The following is a 17,180-nucleotide window of genomic DNA, read 5'->3' as shown; positions in this document are numbered from 1 at the left end:
CCCCATGGCTGATTGGCTGTTATCCGCCGGCGATGCTGCGCCAGCGTTCACGCTGGAAGATCAAAACGGCGACCAAGTGTCGTTGGGCGACTTTGCCGGACGGAAGCTGGCGATTTTCTTCTTTCCCAAGGCGCTCACCCCTGGTTGAACCAATCAGGCAATCGGCGTGCGTGACATCGCCTCAGAACGTGGTATCGCCGCAGTAGGAATCAGCGGGGACAAGCCCGACCGCCAGAAGCGGTTCGACGAAAAGTGCGACCTCGGCTATTCGCTGCTGTCTGACCCTGACCACGAGGTCGCGGAGGCCTTTGGGGTGTGGCGGGAGAAGAAGATGTACGGCAAGACGTATTGGGGGGTGGTCCGCTCGGCGTTTCTGGTAGACGGAGACGGCCGAATCGAGCATGCCTGGTACAAGATCAGCCCCAAGAACACCGCGGCCAATCTGGCTTCGGCCCTGCCTGAGGAATAGCGGAGCAGAAGCGCTTCCCATGAGACCTCCGGCCGAGGTTCTCCCGCACCGCCATCCGTTCCTGTTCCTAGACGAGGTCACCTCCATGGTGTCCGGGGAGCGGGCTGAGGGCTACTGGCAGCTCTCCGGCGACGAGCCGTTCTTTGCCGGGCACTTCCCGGGTCGTCCCACGCTTCCCGGTGTGCTCATGGCCGAGGCCATCGCCCAGCTAGGGGCCTATATCGTGCTCAGTGACGACCGATTCGCCGGCAAGCTCCCCTTATTTGGCGGCCTTGACAGCGCCCGCTTCCGTCGCCAGGTCAGCCCCGGCGATCGCTTAGATCTCGAAGTGGAGATGACCCGCCTGTCGGCTCGGGCTGGCCGAGGACAAGGAAAGGCGTCGGTGAACGGCGAACTGGCCTGCCAGTGCGAGCTGCTGTTCGTGGTAGTCGACGCCGGCTGATCGACGCCGACCAGCGGTGGCCGGCTACTCGGGTGGGGGGCCGATGACGATGGTTCCGTTATGCCCACCGAAGCCGAAGGAGTTAGACAGCGAGGGCCCCGGATTCCACGGAGCCGGTGCCCCGGCCACGATCTGGATGGGAGTCATGTCGGGGTCGGGGGTCTCATACCCGTAGGTAGGCGGAACGAGGCCGTGCTCCATGGCCAACAAAACTGCCGCCGCCTCGATGGCTCCCGCCGCGCCCAGAGCGTGGCCGGTCACCCCCTTGGTCGAGGTGATCAGCGGCCCCGGAGTGCCGAACACCTTTTGGATAGCCTCGGCTTCGGCGGCGTCGTTCAGCGGGGTGGAGGTGCCATGAGCATTGATGTGGACGATATCTCCGGGGTCCAGTCCGGCATCGGCCAAGGCCAGCTCCATGCACCGCACCGCACCGGCGCCTCCTGGCGATGGGGCGGTGATGTGGTAGGCGTCGGCCGTACTGGCCCCGCCCAGGATCTCGCCCAGAATGGTCGCCCCCCGGCTCCGGGCCGTCTCGAGCTCTTCCAACACCAACACTGCCGCGCCTTCGGCTTGGATGAAGCCGTCCCGCTCCAAGTCGAAGGGGCGGCTGATGTGGCAGCTGGAAACAGCCGTCATGTTCTTGAAGGTGGCCTCGCCGGTAACGGAGTTTGAGGCCTCGCTGCCCCCGGTGATGACCGCGTCGCAGCGATTGGCGCGGATCAGCATGGCGGCGTTGGCGATCGATTGGGTTCCCGCGGCACAGGCGGTAACCGTGTTTTCGCAAGGGCCCGAGTAGCCGTAACGCATGGAGATGGCCGCTGATGCGGCATTGGCCATCAGCATCGGCACCAGAAATGGCGACACCCGGCGCTCGCCCTTCTCGATGCGTACCTGAATCTGATCCTCCAGAGTCCGCAGGCCGCCCACGCCCGTTCCCACCCACACGCCGATCCGGTCGGGGTCGGCGCTCAGTTCGCCCGCCTGCTCCAGCGCCTCGGCCGCCGCAGCCAGGGCCATCTGAGCGAATCGGTCGGTGCGGCGGGCTTCTTTGGGGCTGTCGAAGTGGGGGAGGGGGTCGAAGTGGTCCATCACCCGCCGGCCTTCGGCAGGGGCTTCCAACAGCCCCTGCCAGAAGGCGTCGCGCCCGAGACCGGGCCAGGCCAAGACGCCGATACCGGTAACTGCAACCCGGCGCGGAGTGGTCATCGGCCAGTGCTCCTTGACCGGGGGTCGGTACTGTTTTCGTCAGATGGCTGCGAGGTCATCCCAGTTTGACGGTCACCAGGTCGAAGGCTTGGCCCACGGTCTCGATGTCCTCTAGCTCTTCTTCGTCGATGGCGATGTCGAATTCCTCTTCGAGCGCCATGACCAACTCGACCAAGTCGAGGCTGTCCGAGTCCAAATCATCGGCGAAACTGGCTTCGGGGGTGACCTGGCCGGCCTCCACCGAAAGCACCTCCACGGTGCAGTTCTGGAAACGGGTGAAGTTGTCGTCGCTCACGCTGATTCATCTCCTATTCGTGGACTTGAAGCCCTTGGATGGGTTCGATCTTGCGATGTACGGGCATTCATCCTCCCATGCCCAAGCCCCCGTCTACCGGAATTACCGCCCCGGTGACATATCCGGCGGCATCGGAGGCCAAGAATGAGATGGCGGCTGCCACTTCGGTGGGTTCTCCCAATCGCCCGAGGGGCACCGCTTCAATGATGGCCGAGCGGCGCTCTTCGTCCAATTCGTTGAGCATGTCGGTGCCCACCGGGCCGGGCGCCACCACATTGACGGTGATGTTCCGGCTGGCCAGTTCCTTGGCCAGCGATCGGCCAAGACCGACCAGTCCGGCTTTGGAGGCGGCGTAGTTGGCCTGGCCGGCCTGTCCCATGATCCCCACCACCGACGACACGAACACGATGCGCCCCCAGCGGTTTCGCATCATCGACCGGGCCGCCCGCTTGGCCACCCGATAGCCCGCGGTCAGGTTGGCGTCGATTACGTCGGTGAAGTCGCTCTCGCTCATACGCATCACCAGCTTGTCCCGGGTGATGCCCGCATTCGACACCAGCACCTCTACAGGTCCCAGGTTCTCTTCGATCTCCGCGAAGGCGGCGTCGATCTGGCTCTCGTCGGTCACATCGCAGTGCACGCCCAACAGGTCAACCTGGCCGTTTGTCGATGGAGGCTCGCTGCGATAGGTCACGGCCACCCGGTGGCCTGCTTTGGCGAGCTCGGTGGCTGTGGCCAATCCGATGCCCCGGTTCCCTCCGGTAACCAGGACGATCCTGGATGTGCTCACTTGCCCCAGCGTAGCAGCGCGGCGGCCACGCTCATGCCCGCGCCGAAGCCGACGAGCAGCACCAGATCGCCATCTTGGATACTGCCCTTGGAGACCGCGGAGTCCATGGCCAGGGGGATAGACGCAGAGGAAGTGTTGCCGGTGATCTCCAGTACAGTGGCCGCCTTCTCCAAAGGGATGCCCAGGCGTTTCATGGCGCTCTCGATGATCCGAGCGTTGGCCTGGTGAGGGACCACCGCGGCCACATCCGACGCCTCCAGCCCGGCGTCAGCCAGTACTCGCTGGCTGGCTGAGACCATGACCCGCACTGCCTGGCGGAATACCTCTTTGCCGTCCATCTTGATGTAATCACCGAAGTCGCAGATCAACAGGTCGGCGAATCGGCCCTCGGAACCCATGTAGGTGCTGAGCACGCCCCGGTCGTCGCGGCTGGTCGGCTCCATCACCACCGCACCGGCACCGTCGCCGAACAAGATGGCAGTGGAGCGGTCGTCCCAGTCGGTGAACCGGCTGAGCGTGTCCACCCCCACCACCAACACCCGCTCCATCCCGGCCGCGATCTGGGCCCGGGCCAGAGAGACGCCGTAGGTGAAGCCCGAGCAGGCGGCGTTGAGGTCGAAGGCGCCGCACGTTGCCCCCAGCTCGTTTTGAATGCGGTTGGACACCGCGGGGAATACCTGGTCGGGGGTGCAGGTAGAGCAAATGATCAGGTCGAGATCGGTGGCATCAATCTCGGCCTGCTTCAGGGCAATCTTGGCCGCTTGGCCCCCCAGCTCCAGGCAGCTACCCCCCACCCGGCGCTCGTGAATCCCGGTGCGCTCCACGATCCACTCGTCGCTGGTGTCGAGGGTCTTGGCCAGGTCGTGGTTGGTCACCACCTTGTGGCCCACCGCGGTGCCGAGGCCAGAAATGGCCGCCCTTGTCATCGCTCCTGCCTCCTCACTGCGTCCGCAGCCCTTCACTGCGTCCGCAGCCAGGCGATGGGCTGGCTGGCGGTGACCCGCTCGCCGTCCACGGCCAAAAAGCCCATGATCACCCCGGCCCAAGGGGTTCGGACCTCGGTGTCCCCCACGTGCCCCAAGAGTTGTCCGGCGGGCACGCCGGTGCCCAGCAACTGGTCGTCGGTGGGCTGGAACACGCCGACTGCCGGGCTCACCACCAGTCGCTCGGTGGCGAACAGGGCCTCGCCCTCCAGGGGACCGGCGGCGGCAACTGGTGGACCGGCCAGTGCCTCGAGCACCGCGTCGATGTCGGCCGGGGCGTTCACCTTGAGCGACTGGCAGTCTTTGGCGGTCCGTTTAACCGTGCCGGTGAGCACCGCGCCCGGCCCTAGCTCCACAAAGGTGGTGTAGCCGTCATCGCACATGTTGTGGACCGACTGGCGCCAGCGCACCGGGCTGGTCAGCTGTGAGTTCAACAGGTCGACCCAGGTGTGGGCGCCGGTGTGGGCGGACGCGTCCACATTGGCGTACACCGGGTGGTCGGGGATCCGGAACTCGGTCTTGTCCACCGCTTTGGCGAGCCGGTCGCGGGCCGACGCCATGAACGGGGTGTGAAAGGCACCACCCACGGGCAGGGCCATGACCCGCTTGGCCCCCAGGTCTTTGGCGATTGCGCCGGCTGCCTCCACCATTGCGGGCGACCCGGCGATCACCACCTGGCCTGGGGCGTTGTAGTTGGCCACCCACACGTCACCGTCGGCCTGCTCACAGGCCTGCTCCACCAAGTCGTCGTCGAGACCCATGACCGCGGCCATGGTGCCGTCTTGCTCTTCGGCGGCCACCTGCATGGCCTCGCCCCGTTCCGACACCAACCGCACACCGTCGTAGAAGTCCACCACTCCGGCGGCCACCAGCGCGGAGTACTCACCCAGGCTGTGGCCCGCGTGCCCCGCGGTCTCGATTCCCACCCTGGTAACCGCGTCCAGAGCGATCATTGAGACCATGAACGTGGCGAGCTGGGAGTTGCGGGTGTGGCGCAGCTCGTCGTCATCGGCGTCGAGCAACAGCCGGCCCACATCGCGCCCCGCTGCCTCAGAGGCCTCGGCCACCAGCTCCCATGAGGGATGGTCGACCCAAGCCGAACCCATGCCGGCCTTTTGGGATCCCTGGCCGGGATAGGTGAAACAGATCATCAGGTGTCAGACCTCTCAGACGACAGTGGGGTTTCAACACTCTACGGGAGACAGGAGCTCAGACAATATATCCAGCGAGCCTCTTTGCCCTTACGCTGGGTAGACTGCCCATTCCCCAGCCAGCATGCTGGTCGCCCGCCCGGGTGGTGGAATTGGTAGACGCGCCGGACTCAAAATCCGGTTCCCGCAAGGGAGTGAGGGTTCGAGTCCCTCCCCGGGCACCAAGTTACCTCTTGTCGCAGTCCGGGGCATGTGTTAGTATGAAATATATCGAAAAGGCTTGATAAGGGGTTTGATTATGGCGACGCAGACTCACTTCACTCCTGAGTTGTTTGAGTTCCTCTCTGAATTGCGGGCGAACAACGATCGCGACTGGTTCGGCGCGAACAAGGGCCGCTACGAGGAGCATGTCAAAGAGCCGTTGTTGGAGTTCATTGTGGACTTCGAGCCGTACCTTCATTCGATCAGCGAGCATTTCGTGGCCGACTCGCGAGCGAATGGGGGCTCTATGTTCCGCATCTACCGGGACGTCCGATTCTCCAAGGACAAGTCTCCGTACAAGACCCAGGCCGCGGTCCACTTCCGCCACGAAGCGGGCAAATCAGCTCACGCGCCGGGTTTTTACTTGCACCTGGCGCCCGACGAGGTATTCGCGGGGGCTGGCATTTGGAGGCCTGACTCACCCACCGTGGGGCGGATCCGGAGACGCATCGTGGAAGACCCCAATGGTTGGAAGAGCGCAGTAGGGGACCCCCGATTCGCGGAGAAGTTCGACCTGACCGGGGATTCACTGAAACGACCGCCCAAGGGATTTGACCCCGAGCACCCCTACCTCGAAGACCTCAAGCGCAAAGACCACGTCGCCACCTGCCACTTCGACGAAGACGAGGTCACCGCAGCAGGGTTTATCGACGCCTTCGCCGATGCCTGCCGCACCTCATCTCCCTACATGGAATTCCTGACCGCAGCAGTGGGCCTTCCGTACTAACCGACGGCGGCGGGGAGTGCTGCACTTGTTGGTGGGTCGGCTTTGATGCTTGAAACTGCTGTCTGGCCTCGTAAGCATGGGCGCCATGGAACAAGGCGATTTAGCTGATCAGCGTCGGATTCGGTTTGAGCCCGACGACAAGCCGCCTACTGCGCTGACCGCGGGGATGGGGCTCCAGTTTGCGATTCTGTCTATCGCAGGCATTGTGCTCACGCCGGCGATCGTCATTCGGGCCGCAGGTGAAAGCGATTCGTATCTGACTTGGGCGGTGTTTGCGGCGGCAGTGGTCAGCGGCATCAGCACAATTCTCCAGGCGGTCAAGTTTGGGCGTATCGGCGCCGGGTACGTGCTGCTCATGGGGACTTCGGGGGCGTTCATCGCTGTGTGCGTGGCCGCCCTCGTGCAGGGGGGCCCTGGCTTGCTGGCCGTGCTCGTGGTGGCGTCGTCGCTGTTCCAGTTCTTGCTCGCCTCGAGGCTCTCGCTGTTCAGGAGACTGATCACGCCCGTGGTGGCCGGCACCGTGCTGATGCTCATTGCGGTGACCGTGATGCCACTCATATTCGACATGGTGACAGCGTCACCGGAAGGCGAATCCGACTGGAGCGCACCGACGAGCGCCCTGGTCACCATTCTTGTGGTGATCGCCATCGCGCTGAAGTCTTCTGGCAGCCTGCGACTGTGGGCGCCGGTCATCGGCGTGGTGGCCGGCTCGGTCGTGGCCGCCGCCTCCGGGCTATACGACTTCGATCAAGTTTCCGACGCTGCCTGGATCGGTGTGCCCGACAGTGGTTGGCCCGGTTTCGATTTCTCGTTCGGCGCGGCGTTCTGGAGTCTGTTGCCCGCGTTCGTGATCGTTACGATCATCGGCGCGGTGGAGACCATTGGCGATTCAGTGGCCATCCAGCGCGTGTCGTGGCGCAAGCCGCGAGCGGTGGACTACCGCGTGGTGCAGGGAGCGGTGGCCGCCGATGGCACCGGCAATCTGCTGTCGGGCGTGGCCGGCACGGTCCCGAATACCACCTACTCATCAAGCGTCTCCATTACCGAGTTGACCGGCGTGGCCGCTCGCCGCGTGGGTGTCGCCATCGGCGTCGTATTCATCGTGTTCGCGTTCTTGCCCAAGTTCTTGGCGTTGGTGCTGGCTATCCCCGATGCGGTGGTGGCGGCGTATGTCACCGTTCTGATCTCGCTGCTGTTCGTAGTGGGCATGAGGATCGTCTCCGAAGAGGCTGCCGACTACCGAAAGGGCCTGATCGCGGGCATCGCCTTCTGGCTCGGCGTCGGGTTCCAGAACAGCCTGATCTTCCCGGAATATCTGGAAGGCTTCGCCGGAGGCTTCCTGGAGAACGGCATGACTTCAGGGGGCCTCGTGGCCATCGTGCTGACGCTCTTCACCGAGGCCACCCAATCCCGCCGCCATCGGCTGCGCACCAATCTGGCAATGCCTGAGCTGCCCCGCATCCAGGAGTTCCTGGGCGGCTTCGCAAAGCGCCACGGTTGGGCACAATCGATGTCGCAGAGGCTCGACGCGGTGGCCGAGGAGACAATGGTCACGCTGCTCGACGCCGAGCATGCCGGAGACGCCCCCGATGACCGAACACTGCGCGTCACGGCCAGCAAGCAGGACGGTCGGGCGGTGCTCGAGTTCGTGGCCGCGGCACGGGGCGAGAACATCGAAGACCGTCTGGCGGTGCTCGACGAGCCGACGGCAGACCGGCCCGTTGAGCGCGATGTCTCACTGCGGCTGCTTCAGCACTACGCCACCTCCGTGCTCCACCAGCAGTACCACGAACTTGAGATAGTCACCGTGCACGTAAACCCGCCCAGCAGTGGCGGTTCATATGAGTAGCCGCACAGAATTGGGACCTCCTGTTGAGACGACACATGGGCCGGTTCAGGGGACGTTCGTTGACACGCCTTATGGGGCGGTGCGGCAGTTCTTGGGCATTCCGTATGGCCAGCCGCCACTGGGAGAGCGCCGGTTCTGTGCGCCTGAGGCGGCGGAGCCGTGGAATGAGGTACTTGATGCGAGGGCTTTCGGGCCTGATCCCATCCAAGCGGTGGATGGCCCCTACACCGGGGTGATTCCGGGGGCAGATGCGACCTCGGTTTCGGAAGACTGTTTGACCCTTAACGTGTGGGTGCCGGCCGGGGCTGAGGGTGGCTTGCCGGTAATGGTCTGGATCTACGGGGGTGCGTTCCTCACCGGCGGAGGCTCCTTCCCGCTCTACCACGGGGCGAGGCTGGCGGCTGAGCAGCAGGTGGTGGTGGCCTCGGCGAACTACCGAGTGGGGGCCCTTGGGTTCATGGACCTGCGTCAGGTGCAGGGTGGTGAGGACACCACGGCCAACTGCGGTCTTCACGATGTGCGGCTCGGCCTCGACTGGGTGGCGGCCAATGCGGAGAGTTTCGGAGGCGACGCGGCCACGCTGACCGCGTTTGGCGAGTCGGCCGGGGCCGGATCGATCCTGCACCTTCTCGGCAGTCCGGGCATCTCGGGGGTGCTGCAACGGGCCATCATGCAGAGCCCCGGTGTCGACATGACCCAGTCGCCCGACGTTGCGGCCACTGTGGCCCGCTCCTTCATGGAAATTGCCGGCGTGGGCGATGTCGCAGGGCTCCGGCGGCTGGAACCAGAAGCAATAGTTGAGGCTCAGTTCAAGACCGTGGTGGACATGATGATCACAGTGGGGCCGATGCCGTTCCACCCTGTGGTCGACGGATCGCTCATTCCGGGGCCCCCGTCAGAGCTGCTCCGAACGAGCGCGGCGACTGACGTCGATGTACTGATCGGCGCGACTGCCCACGAATTGCGACTGTTCCACCAGGAGCTGCTGGAAGAGAGCTCCGAGCAGATCCTGCATCACATGGTGAGCGGCCATATCGCCGATCGGACCGGCGCCGAGCCGACTCCCGGCGACGTGGAAGCCGTGGTGGGGGAGTATCGCCAAGCTGCTGAGGGCACCGACTGGACCTCCGACTCCGACGTCTTGACGGCCATCAACACCGATGTCTCCATGCGGGAGCCGATTCAGCGCATTGCCGACCTGCGGGCTGCTGCTGGTGCGCGCACCTTCATGTACGACTTCCGGTGGTGTTCACAGGCTGACCCGGACAAGGGCGCGTTCCACGCCATAGATCTGCCCTTCGTGTTCGACAGCTTCCACGTCGACGGCTGGCGCGAGTTCATCGGCGCTGACCACGCCGCCGAGGCAACGGGCCGGGGGATGCGATCAGCATGGGCAGCCTTCGCCCGCACTGGCGACCCGTCGACCGCCGAGCTCGGCCCCTGGCCTCGCTACGACCTCGACCAGCGCATGACCATGATTCTCGACGCCACCCCAACTTTGGTCTCCGACCCCCTCCAAAGGGAGCGCTCCATGTGGCAGCCCACCGGCCGAGGAGACTCTCAGTAGATCTCGGGCACGAAGGTCTGGTCTGACATGGGAGGGCGCACGTAGCCGGTTCTGTCCTGGCGCTCGGGGAGCTCGACTTCTTCCCAGGGCACTTCCTCGTAGGGGATCATCGACAAAAGGTGAGAGATGCAGTTCAGCCGGGCTGCCTTCTTGGAGTCGGCGTTCACCACATACCAGGGCGCCTGCTTGATGTCGGTGTGGGCAAACAGGGTGTCCTTGGCCTTGGAGAACTCCACCCACCGGGTTCGGCCCTCGATGTCGATCGGTGAGAGCTTCCAGCGCCGCATCGGATCGTTGATCCGGTTGTGGAACCGGCGCTCCTGCTCCTCGTCGCTCACCGAGAACCAGTACTTGATCAAGATGATCCCCGAGCGCACCAGCATGCGCTCGAACTCCGGGCACGACCGCAGAAACTCCCGGTACTCCTCTTCGGTGCAGAACCCCATCACCGGCTCCACTACCCCCCGGTTGTACCAACTCCGGTCGAACAGGATCATCTCCCCAGCGGCAGGCAACTCGGCCACATAGCGCTGGAACCACCACTGCGTCTTCTCCCGGTCGCTGGGCGTGCCCAGCGCCACCACCCGCACCACCCGAGGGTTGGTCCGCTCGGCGATTCGCTTGATCACCCCGCCCTTGCCAGCGGCGTCGCGCCCCTCGAAGATCACCACCACCTTGAGCCCTTTGTGGCGGATCCAGCGCTGCAACCGCACCAACTCCTCTTGGAGTCGAGACAACTCCTGCTCGTAGTCCTTCTTCTTGATCTTCGGGCGCGGCTCGGGCCTTGGGGCATCCGCTCCAGTGATTCCCAGAACATCGCGGTCAGGTTCTGGACTCATGTCTTGAGGGTAGTTCCAGCATTATTTTCCGACAAAAGGGTCATTTGGTCGGGTCCGAGCCGCAGCAGGGGACCCGACCAGTAATTCATGCCACGGGGTCATATGATCGAGTTTGCGGGTGGGTCCGTCGGGGGCATCAAGAGTCTTCGGAGGATCGCAAACCTTGAATTACTACGTGATAGCCGCCGGCATCGTGGTCGGGGCGGCGATGGGTACAGCTTCAGTCTCTTGGATTCACCGGGGGGTTGGAACCGGCTGGATTGTCCTGGGCGCAGCGGGCGTCGGGGTTGGCTGCACCATGGTCTTCACCGCCGTGGCTTTGCTCCTCACTGGACCGGACCACTTCATGGTCGTCCATGTCGTCTATCTGGTCTGCGTTGTCGGCCTCCCGTTGGCCGGGGCGATTGTGCTGGCGTTTGGCCGTCCCAGCCCCCTGATCATCACCACCCTCTGCCTCGTCTCGTTCACGGCGATTCCGGTTGGCGTCTACGCCACCCACATCGAACCGTTCTGGCTGCGGGTGGACGCAGCGACGCTGGCCGTCGAAGGCAACGGCGAAGGCATCCGTATCGGTGTGATCGCAGATCTTCAGACCACCTCCATCGGCAACTACGAGAATGAGGCAATCGACCGCTTGATCTCCTTCGCGCCCGACGTTGTTATGTTCCCCGGAGACTTGCATCAGATCAAAGCTGGTCAGTTCGACGAGCGGGCGCCGCAATTCACGCAGCTCATACAACGGCTCGTAGACGCAGTGCCTGTCGTCTACTTGGTCAACGGGCACTCCGACACCGTCGCAGAACTTCACCAGATCACCCACGGGACAGGGGCCAAGGTGCTCGACAACGAGGTTGCCACGTTGGAGCTGAAGGGCAAAGTCATCCACATCGCGGGAGTGTCACTGCTCGGCCGCGATTATGAACCTGCTGCAAAACTGGCTGTTGACCGGCTCGCCAATGACGACCTTCCCGGCATGCGGATCCTGCTGGCCCACGAACCAGACGCAATCAAGCTGTTGAAGGGAGACACAGTGGACCTGCTCGTCTCGGGCCATACTCACGGCGGGCAGGTTGCGATCCCATTCTTCGGCCCTCCCATCACCGCGTCCAGCGTGCCCAGACACATCGCGGCCGGGGGCTTGCACGAACTCCACGGCACCCCGACCTATGTGTCCACCGGAGTGGGGCGAGAGCGGGGCAACGCCCCCCAGGTGCGTTTTGGCGTCCGCCCGTCGATAGGGATCATCGACCTGGTAGGCGAGGGCTGATTGCCCAGCCCATCCCGATTCCCATTTCGCTTGCCTCCTATCGGTTGGCCACAATGAGCCCCATGACGGCCGATCAGCTGAACCACTACAAGAACAAGCTGGATTTCGAGATGGACTCGTGGGACGTGAACGAGGCTCTGGGCAACGGCGAGCCGATCATGGTGGTCGACGGCCGGTCGGCTGAGGCCTATGCCCAAGACCACATTCCCGGATCGCTCAGCCTGCCGCACCGGACCATCAGCGCCGATTCGACAGCGTCGCTCGACCGGTCACTCACATACGTGTGCTACTGCGACGGGATCGGCTGCAATGCCTCCACCAAGACCGCCATGAAACTGCTAACGCTGGGCTTCGAAGTGCGCGAGCTCATCGGCGGTCTCGACTGGTGGAGGCGCGACGGCTACCCCACCGAGGGGGAGGGCCCGTCGCCAACCTAGGCGCTTAGCGGAGGCTCTCCAGATCGTCGACGTCCATGACCCGGAGGGTGGGCGGGATGTCTTCTACTACCTGGTTGTAGCGCATGCCCATGGTGCCGTGGCGGTGGTGGGCGGTGTCGATCCAGTTGGCGAAACCGGGGTCCTCGTCGGCCACGATGATCCGGGCCGTGCCGTCGGGCTCATACACCGCTGAGTGCTTGTTGACGGTCACCTGGAGCCAGTCGTAGTCAAGCGACTCCTCCCAAATGTTGTTGAGCTGGAAGTTCCAGTAGTACACGTCTATGGGCGGGACGTCGATCACCAAGGCCTGGCCAGGTTCGAGCGTCCAGTAACCGTGGCGGAACAACTGGGTAGGGTCGCCCCAACCGCCAGGCCTGTCGTGGGTGGGGAGGAACTCAAGAGTGTTGGGCCGCTCTTGGAACATGTCCAGCCACTCCACGAACCGTCTGGCGATGCCATGAACCTCCAAAGCTGCCCGGGCCAACCCCATGGTTAGCTTCTGCGCACTTAGCGGGGGTACAGGACCGCTGGGACCGTTGAGGCACTCAATTTGAAGCTCGGACGGCCGTTCAGTTGTGCGGTCGAGATAGAAGTTGCGAATGGCGATCTGATTGGTCTCCGGTCCTGTGGGCAGCCAACGCTGTCCGGGCTCCAGTTCTGGCTCGTTTATGCTGGCAATAACGTCCACAAGCTCGTTCGGCTGAGGATCATTGAACGCGAGGGCGCCCTGTCGTTCGGGTGGGGCCGCCCCTTGCCAAAAGCCGCCGGAGAATGAGTTGAGACTCAGATAGTTGACCGTGCCTCGCGGGCCGCTGATCCGATAGTCGAAGGCGCCATTGATTCCGACACCCTGGTAGAGGGCATCGGGATTGTCACAGCCGATCTTCAGGTTGTGGGCGATCGGCAAGATTTGGGCATGAGCGGGTCCATGGTTTTCCAGTCGCCCAAGCCCTCCCCGGGTCAATCGGCTGAGGTAGCGGAATCCCTCAAGCCGGTCGAGATCGTCGGTGCTGTTGTCGAGGATTATCTGACCGGCCTCCTTCAAGTTGTCGCAGAAGTCGGCCCAAGCCTTTCCGTTGACCGCATTCTCCAAAATCTCGTCGCCCATCGGTGACCTCCCCGTTCCGAATTCGCCCGCTGAAATGCTAGTGGGACCGCTCGCCCTGTTGAGCACTCCAAGCCGCGTTTGGCGGGACGCGGGTAATAGCATCGGCTCGTGACCCAGAGCAGGGTAGAGCGGCGGTTGGCTGAATTGGCCGACCGCCTGAAGCGGCTGACGGCCGATCTGGAGGTGGCCGAGGAGCAGTGCCTGCATTTCGAGGATCTGGCCGAAGATGCCCGACTGCGGGCGCTGGTATCGGAGACCCCCGCCGCGGAGCGCCAGCACCGCGACGCCGCCCGCCAAGCCGAGACCATGGCCAAGCACCGGAACCGGCTGCGAGAGGAGATACACAGCCTTGAGGAGCAGCAGAACGATCTGCTGGACCGGTTCTACTCCGATGTCTGACCCGTCGGCCCAGCCCGGTTCCCCGCCGACGCCCGACCCGGTCCGCCCAGAACCAGTGCGAATTGTGCTGGCCGAGGACGAGGCCATCATCCGCCTCGACCTTCGGGAGACCTTGGAGGAGGAGGGCTACCTCGTGGTGGGGGAGACCAGCCGGGGTGACCAGGTGCTGGACCTGGTGAGAGAACTCCGCCCCGACGTGGCCATCCTCGACGTGAAGATGCCGGGAACCGATGGCATCACCGCGGCGGGCCAGATCCGCGACGAACGGCTGTGCGCCGTGCTGCTGCTCACCGCGTTCAGCCAGCGGGACCTGATCGCCCGAGCCGCTGACGCCGGCGCGCTGGCCTATTTGGTCAAGCCGTTCGAGCGGGCCGAACTGGTGCCTGCGGTGGAGGTGGCTCTGGTGCGCTTCAAGGAGCTGGTGGAGCTCAACCACCAGGTGGAACGGGCCGAAGCCCGGCTGGAGGCTCGCAAGGCAATCGACCGGGCCAAGGGGCGTCTCATGGACGTCTGCTCAATGTCGGAGGCCGATGCCTACAGTCTCATCCAGCACCGGGCCATGGGCGGGCGTCGTTCCATGGCCGAGGTGTCCGCTGAGATCATCGAGATGAGCACTGACCAGTTGAGAGCTCTGAGCGAGAGCAAGGCCGATGGCTGAGCGGGGAACAGTGATGCTGGTCGACGGCAATTCGCTGGTCTATCGAGCTTTTTTCGCGGTGCCCGAGGACATGACCACGGCCAGCGGACAGGTGACCAACGCGGTTTACGGCTTCACCAGGATGCTGTTGACACTGCTGCGCGACCACGGTCCCGACCGGGTAGGGGTGGCCTTCGACCGGCGCGAGCCGACCTTCCGCCACGAGCGGGAGTCCAGCTATAAGGCCAACCGCGAGGAGACTCCCGAAGCGCTGCGCCAGCAGATGGGCATTGTCCGCCAGCTGGTGGACACGCTGGGGATTACCGCGGTGGACCACGTCGGAGTGGAGGCCGACGATGTGATCGCCACGCTGGCCACCCAGGCCCGCGACCGGGGCGAGAACGTGATCGTGGTGACCGGCGACCGGGATGCCTATCAACTGGTGGAAGACCCCCACGTTCGGGTGCTCTACAACAAGCGGGGGGTGTCCGACTACGCCCTCTACGACGAGGCCGGCATTGAGGAGCGCACCGGGGTGAAGCCGTCGGACTACGTGGCCTACGCCGCCCTGCGAGGCGACCCCTCCGACAACCTGCCCGGTGTGAACGGGGTGGGGGAGAAGACCGCGGCCAAGCTCATCAACGCCTACGGTTCCATCGACGAGCTGTATCAGCACGTGGCCGACCAGACCCCGAAGCTCCAGCAGAACCTGGACGAGGCCCAAGACCGGGTGAAGCTCAATTTGGAGCTGATGGAGTTGTTGCGAGACGTCCCCCTCGATCTGGGCGTGGAGGATCTGGGATTGGCCCCACCCAAGACCGCCGAGATCGAGGAGCTGTTCGACTTCTTGGAGTTCAGGAGCCTCCGCGACTTCGTGACCGAGGTGCTGGACGTGGATCTGGGCGGCGACGGCGACGCTGGTGGGGCATTGGAGGCCGCGGTGGAGACCATCTCAACCGCAGACGCCGCTGCCGAAGCGCTGAATCGGCTGGCCGATAGCGGGGAGCCGGTGGCGCTGGCCGCAGGCTGGGGCGATCCGTTCGACCGGAGCCAGCCCCATCGACGCCGGCTGCTGGGCCTGGCCCTAGTTGCCGACCGAGACGCCGGACAAGCGGTGTGGCTGCCCGCCGAGCTGTTGGAATCCTCGGGCCACGACGCACTGGCCGCATTCTTCTGCGCTGGCACCCCCTTCATGGGCCACGACGTCAAGCCGTTTGTCTTGTGGCTTCTGTCGCAGGGCATCGATGCCTCCGGGCTGACTCTGGATGCCCAGATCGCTGCCTACCTCCTGGACCCGGCCAGCGGGCGATTCGGGCTCGACGATCTGATGCGTACGCACACGGCGATGGAGCTGCCGGGGATCGATCAGCCCGACGAGGGCCGGCTGTTCGACGACGAATCCGGCGATACGGTGGCGCCGGCGGTGCAGGCTGGTCTTCAGGCCCTAGCCGTGTCCCACCTGGCTGCTCCACTCCTGGACGCCTTGGACGCCCAAGGCCTGAGAGGCCTCAACGATGACATGGAGGTGCCCCTGGTTCGGGTGCTGGCCCGCATGGAGCACATGGGCATCGGGGTGGACGTGGAGGGATTGACCGGCTTGCGCGACCGGCTGGTGGCCGACGCCGAGCGGCTTCGGGCGCTGGTGATCGATGCCGCGGGCGAGGGGAGCTTCAACGTGAACTCCTCCAAGCAGGTGGGCGAGCTGCTGTTCGACAAGCTGGGCCTTCCCCCTCAGAAGAAGACCAAGACCGGGGCCTACTCCACCGACGCCGGCACCCTGGAGAAGCTGCGGGGCGAGCATCCGGTGGTGGATGCGCTGCTGGACTACCGGGAGGTGGAGAAGCTGCGCTCCACCTACGGGGAGGGCCTGGTGGCCGCCGTGGGGCTCGAGCCCGACAACCGCATCCGGGCCACGTTCAACCAGACGGTGGCCCGCACCGGGCGGCTCAGTTCCGATGCGCCGAACCTGCACAACATCCCGGTGCGCACCGAAACCGGGCGGGTATTCCGGGAGGTGTTCGTGGCTGCCGAGGGCTGCGAGCTGCTGGTGGCCGACTACAACCAGATCGAGCTGCGCTGCATCGCCCACCTGGCCGAGGATCCCGGGCTGATCCACGCGTTCGAGTCGGGCCAGGACGTCCACACCTCTGTGGCCGCCCAGGTGTTCGGGATCGATCCCGGCGCGGTGGGCATCGAGGAGCGGTCCACCGCCAAGATGGTGTCCTACGGTCTGGCCTACGGCATGGAGGCCTACGGCTTGGGATCGCGGCTGAACATCCCCACCGGAGAGGCCGCGGTGATCCTCGACGCCTACTTCGGGGCCTTCCCCGCGCTGCGGGAGTACATGGATCGAGCGGTGGCCGAGGCCCGGTCCCGGGGCTACACCGAGACCCTGTTCGGGCGGCGGCTTCGGATTCCCGAGATCAACTCCTCCAACTTCCGGCTTCGCCAAGCGGCCGAGCGCCAGGCCATGAACGCCGGCATCCAGGGCTTGGCCGCCGACATCTTCAAGGTGGCCCTGGTGAGGCTCGACCACGCGCTCCAAGACCGGGGGTTCGCCAGCCGCATCATCCTCCAAGTACACGACGAGGTGATTCTGGAGGTTCCCGAGGGTGAGCACGACGGAGTGGCCGAGCTCACCGTGGCAACCATGGCCGAGGCCTACGACCTGAGGGTTCCCCTCGAAGTACACCTGTCGTCGGGGCACACCTGGGCCGACGCCAAGTAGCCCAGTTCAAAGCGTGCTGTTAGCA

General features: G+C 64.5%; 17 protein-coding genes and 1 tRNA gene. 11 read left to right on the top strand and 7 right to left on the bottom strand.

Features of this window, described 5'->3' with window-relative positions:
* Nucleotides 1-4 precede the first annotated feature (4 nt).
* Nucleotides 5-469, top strand: a complete 465-nt coding sequence (gene bcp, locus ACOGJC_RS00140; RefSeq protein WP_419846483.1) for a thioredoxin-dependent thiol peroxidase — start codon at nucleotides 5-7, stop codon at nucleotides 467-469.
* Nucleotides 470-488: 19 nt separating this feature from the next.
* Complete coding sequence (gene fabZ / locus ACOGJC_RS00135) at nucleotides 489-911, top strand: 3-hydroxyacyl-ACP dehydratase FabZ (protein ID WP_419846482.1); 423 nt, start codon at nucleotides 489-491, stop codon at nucleotides 909-911.
* 24 nt (nucleotides 912-935) lie between these two features.
* Here fabZ and ACOGJC_RS00130 read toward each other — a convergent pair whose 3' ends face one another.
* The 5 genes from ACOGJC_RS00130 to fabD all read right to left on the bottom strand — a co-directional run bounded on the left by ACOGJC_RS00130 (nucleotide 936) and on the right by fabD (nucleotide 5,336).
* Nucleotides 936-2,117 carry a beta-ketoacyl-[acyl-carrier-protein] synthase family protein gene (locus ACOGJC_RS00130; protein ID WP_419846481.1) on the bottom strand — a complete coding sequence of 394 codons (1,182 nt, stop codon included), beginning with the start codon at nucleotides 2,115-2,117 and terminating at the stop codon, nucleotides 936-938.
* Between the two features lie 55 nt (nucleotides 2,118-2,172).
* Nucleotides 2,173-2,412: an acyl carrier protein gene (acpP, locus tag ACOGJC_RS00125; RefSeq protein ID WP_419846480.1), complete on the bottom strand. Its 240-nt coding sequence runs from the start codon at nucleotides 2,410-2,412 to the stop codon at nucleotides 2,173-2,175.
* A gap of 67 nt (nucleotides 2,413-2,479) precedes the next feature.
* On the bottom strand, nucleotides 2,480-3,202 hold the full coding sequence (gene fabG, locus ACOGJC_RS00120) for a 3-oxoacyl-[acyl-carrier-protein] reductase (RefSeq protein WP_419846479.1): 723 nt from the start codon (nucleotides 3,200-3,202) through the stop codon (nucleotides 2,480-2,482).
* Nucleotides 3,199-4,128, bottom strand: a complete 930-nt coding sequence (locus ACOGJC_RS00115; protein ID WP_419846478.1) for a beta-ketoacyl-ACP synthase III — start codon at nucleotides 4,126-4,128, stop codon at nucleotides 3,199-3,201. Before ACOGJC_RS00115 ends, fabG begins: the two co-directional genes overlap by 4 nt.
* Before the next feature lie 32 nt (nucleotides 4,129-4,160).
* Complete coding sequence (fabD, locus tag ACOGJC_RS00110; RefSeq protein ID WP_419846477.1) at nucleotides 4,161-5,336, bottom strand: ACP S-malonyltransferase; 1,176 nt, start codon at nucleotides 5,334-5,336, stop codon at nucleotides 4,161-4,163.
* A gap of 137 nt (nucleotides 5,337-5,473) precedes the next feature.
* On the opposite strand from fabD, the gene ACOGJC_RS00105 reads away from it, so the two are divergent.
* From ACOGJC_RS00105 to ACOGJC_RS00090, 4 genes are all read left to right on the top strand, one after another.
* Nucleotides 5,474-5,560, top strand: a tRNA-Leu gene (locus ACOGJC_RS00105).
* Nucleotides 5,561-5,634: 74 nt separating this feature from the next.
* Nucleotides 5,635-6,324 carry a DUF2461 domain-containing protein gene (locus ACOGJC_RS00100; RefSeq protein ID WP_419846476.1) on the top strand — a complete coding sequence of 230 codons (690 nt, stop codon included), beginning with the start codon at nucleotides 5,635-5,637 and terminating at the stop codon, nucleotides 6,322-6,324.
* Between the two features lie 85 nt (nucleotides 6,325-6,409).
* Nucleotides 6,410-8,173, top strand: a complete 1,764-nt coding sequence (locus tag ACOGJC_RS00095) for a uracil-xanthine permease family protein (protein WP_419846475.1) — start codon at nucleotides 6,410-6,412, stop codon at nucleotides 8,171-8,173.
* Nucleotides 8,166-9,740, top strand: coding sequence for a carboxylesterase/lipase family protein (locus ACOGJC_RS00090; protein ID WP_419846474.1), 1,575 nt, complete (start codon nucleotides 8,166-8,168; stop codon nucleotides 9,738-9,740). The genes ACOGJC_RS00095 and ACOGJC_RS00090 overlap by 8 nt, the downstream gene beginning before the upstream one ends.
* Here ACOGJC_RS00090 and ppk2 read toward each other — a convergent pair.
* Nucleotides 9,734-10,579, bottom strand: coding sequence for a polyphosphate kinase 2 (ppk2, locus tag ACOGJC_RS00085; RefSeq protein WP_419846473.1), 846 nt, complete (start codon nucleotides 10,577-10,579; stop codon nucleotides 9,734-9,736). The genes ACOGJC_RS00090 and ppk2 overlap by 7 nt on opposite strands.
* A gap of 163 nt (nucleotides 10,580-10,742) precedes the next feature.
* Here ppk2 and ACOGJC_RS00080 point away from each other — a divergent pair, with 163 nt between their 5' ends.
* The gene (locus ACOGJC_RS00080; RefSeq protein WP_419846472.1) at nucleotides 10,743-11,846 is read left to right on the top strand and encodes a metallophosphoesterase; all 1,104 of its coding nucleotides are present in this window, start codon (nucleotides 10,743-10,745) and stop codon (nucleotides 11,844-11,846) included.
* A gap of 62 nt (nucleotides 11,847-11,908) precedes the next feature.
* Entirely contained in the window at nucleotides 11,909-12,283 is a 375-nt protein-coding gene (locus ACOGJC_RS00075) for a rhodanese-like domain-containing protein (protein WP_419846471.1), read from the top strand.
* Between the two features lie 4 nt (nucleotides 12,284-12,287).
* Here the strand turns inward: ACOGJC_RS00075 and ACOGJC_RS00070 are convergent, their stop codons facing one another.
* Nucleotides 12,288-13,391, bottom strand: a complete 1,104-nt coding sequence (locus ACOGJC_RS00070) for a hypothetical protein (RefSeq protein ID WP_419846470.1) — start codon at nucleotides 13,389-13,391, stop codon at nucleotides 12,288-12,290.
* Between the two features lie 108 nt (nucleotides 13,392-13,499).
* Between ACOGJC_RS00070 and ACOGJC_RS00065 the strand changes: the two genes are divergently transcribed.
* From ACOGJC_RS00065 to polA, 3 genes are read left to right on the top strand one after another with little or no spacing between them, the layout of a single operon-like run.
* A complete protein-coding gene (locus tag ACOGJC_RS00065; protein WP_419846469.1) occupies nucleotides 13,500-13,790 on the top strand; it encodes a hypothetical protein in 291 nt (96 codons plus the stop codon).
* Nucleotides 13,783-14,448: an ANTAR domain-containing response regulator gene (locus ACOGJC_RS00060; protein ID WP_419846468.1), complete on the top strand. Its 666-nt coding sequence runs from the start codon at nucleotides 13,783-13,785 to the stop codon at nucleotides 14,446-14,448. The genes ACOGJC_RS00065 and ACOGJC_RS00060 overlap by 8 nt, the downstream gene beginning before the upstream one ends.
* Nucleotides 14,441-17,155 carry a DNA polymerase I gene (polA, locus tag ACOGJC_RS00055; RefSeq protein ID WP_419846467.1) on the top strand — a complete coding sequence of 905 codons (2,715 nt, stop codon included), beginning with the start codon at nucleotides 14,441-14,443 and terminating at the stop codon, nucleotides 17,153-17,155. Before ACOGJC_RS00060 ends, polA begins: the two co-directional genes overlap by 8 nt.
* Nucleotides 17,156-17,180: the final 25 nt, after the last annotated feature.

Source organism: Candidatus Poriferisocius sp. (assembly GCF_965204015.1).
Taxonomy (GTDB): Bacteria; Actinomycetota; Acidimicrobiia; order Acidimicrobiales; family Bin134; genus Poriferisocius.
The sequence above is the reverse complement of the archived record's forward strand: the minus strand, read 5'-3'. Positions and strand labels throughout refer to the sequence as shown.